2 protein-coding genes and 1 pseudogene are annotated in these 1988 nt (G+C 46.3%); 1 reads left to right on the top strand and 2 read right to left on the bottom strand.

From position 1 onward, the window contains the following. Positions 1–270: 270 nt before the first annotated feature. Positions 271–783 carry a pyridoxamine 5'-phosphate oxidase family protein gene (locus tag ACQY6Q_RS16360; RefSeq protein WP_427983070.1) on the bottom strand — a complete coding sequence of 171 codons (513 nt, stop codon included), beginning with the start codon at positions 781–783 and terminating at the stop codon, positions 271–273. Beyond that, positions 783–1298 (bottom strand): heme utilization cystosolic carrier protein HutX, encoded by a 516-nt coding sequence (gene hutX, locus ACQY6Q_RS16365; RefSeq protein WP_427983072.1) that lies wholly within the window; start codon positions 1296–1298, stop codon positions 783–785. The genes ACQY6Q_RS16360 and hutX overlap by 1 nt, the downstream gene beginning before the upstream one ends. Positions 1299–1481: 183 nt before the next feature. Between hutX and ACQY6Q_RS16370 the strand changes: the two are divergent. Next, a pseudogene (locus tag ACQY6Q_RS16370) lies at positions 1482–1988 on the top strand (hypothetical protein); the annotation flags it as partial.

The raw sequence follows: 1988 nt of genomic DNA on the forward strand, positions 1-1988 counted from the left end.
AACTAAAAGTTCGATGCCGCCGTGGTCTAAAAAGACTTAATGTTCCAGCTTTCGCTGAGTGTGAAAAGAATACTTACGTACACCGAGACAACAGCCAGCTAAGCCCTTCGCCGCCATGTAATCCCAATCTCAAGGCATAAAAAAGGCTGCACCAAAAGTTCGATGCAGCCGTGGTCTAAAAAGACTTAATGTTCCAGCTTTCGCTGAGTGTGGAGAGAGTACTTACGTACATGGGCAGCTAAGCCCCAACGGGTGTTAACCCTCGAGCCCTTAAGCTCGTTTTTTATGCCCTTCCTTCAAGTGCACAAAATCGACATCGTCAATCCCTTTAATATCAAAGGCTTGACCAAATCCCTTTACATAACGCCCCCTTAAGGGTTGTAGCGAGAATAATTGGAAATCACTGAGTTGGCGTAAATTACCCACTATCTCACCGTGGCGTTGTTGCAATAAATCCAGCACCGTTTCGCGCGGTTCAGCATCTACCTGTTTGGCAATCACATCGTAGCTCAAACGTTTACGCGCATAGATTTGCTTGGTATCTACTTCGTCGGCAATCAACATAATCGCGGCTTTTTCGTGCTTACGCAGATAATTGGCGTGTTTGGAAATATCGCTAATTAAGATGTAAAAAATCCCTTCATGGCAAATAAACGGCGCATAAGAACTATGCGGAAAATCATCTTCGCCTAAAGAAGCCAGTAACAAGCTTTGTTGGCTGGCAACAAACTCTGCTATTTCGGGGCCTAGGCGCGATGCCAAGCGTTCTTTCTTATCTATCATTACAGTTCGTTCTCTAATTCCGTGAGTGCCATGTTTTGTTTCAATAACTCGAAGCGTTCTACTTGCTCGGGTAGTAATACCCGCTTGCGATCTCGTCCTAGATAAATCTTAAATATGGTGGCGCCTTGCTCGTCAAAAAACTGAAAACAGTGGCTTTCAGTACCACGTAGCGGCTCGCTCACCAAGGCAATATTGGCAATTTTGTCTAGCTTTAAATGGCCGTGCAAATGGCTTTGCTTGTCCATTAAATTGTAATAACCATGGCCCGGTTTGCCATTGGGGAAGTTATCTTTAATTTCAAATACCGAACCGGCCACTTGAATAATGGTGGTCATTGGCCCCCAACTGGGTAAGTCGTACATTAGCCACTGCAACTGCTCTCTAGGCAGCCAACATGCCCAATGAGCTGGTAAATGCGCCACCACTTCTGCTTCACTACAGTGAGCTTTTTCTGCTAGCTGAGCCACACTTAATTCACTGTGCTGCTCAACCAGCTCGGCGATGGTTAAAGCCATCACATTCTCCTACTTAAACTGACTTACCGTTACTGCGCAACGGCCTGTTCCATCAAACTTAAAGTCAGCTTACCCCACCATTAAATCAAATGCAAATCATTATCATTTGTATTTACTTATGAATTTAAAGGCCGTATTCTAGATGCTGTTATCGGTCATGAAAGCAAAGGGAAAAAGTGACACATGAGGAAGCTTAGTTTGGCCGTACTGCTATCTGCGGCGATTCATGGCTACTTACTCAATGCGCCATCTAAGGCTAAAGAAATTACACTCACTAACGGTGGGCAAACGGCTGCGCCTAGCCTAAATGTGATGGCAATCAACACAAACGTCGTTAGCAAAACTGAGCCGCTTAGCCCCAAGCAAACTAAGCCCCTTGCAGAAAAACAGCCTGTGGCCAACACCGTAACGCCAGCGCCGCAGCCAGAGACGACTGCCGCCAAAAGCCAACCAAAGAATACTCAGCCCAAGCCAGATAAACCCAAAGCCAAACCGAAAACAGCGGCAAAACAACCGCCAACAAACAACAGTAAAGCGCAGCCTATGAAGGAACCTAAGGATGAACCACAGCCTAATAAGTCTTTATCTACAACCACTACACAAGCAAAGCCGACGCCACCGCAGCCGGTTAAAGAGACGCCGCCTCAGCCCGTTAAGCCCACTGTTGATGCCAAGCAACAGCCAGAAGCT

The organism is Agarivorans sp. (genome assembly GCF_050295395.1).
GTDB lineage: Bacteria > Pseudomonadota > Gammaproteobacteria > Enterobacterales > Celerinatantimonadaceae > Agarivorans.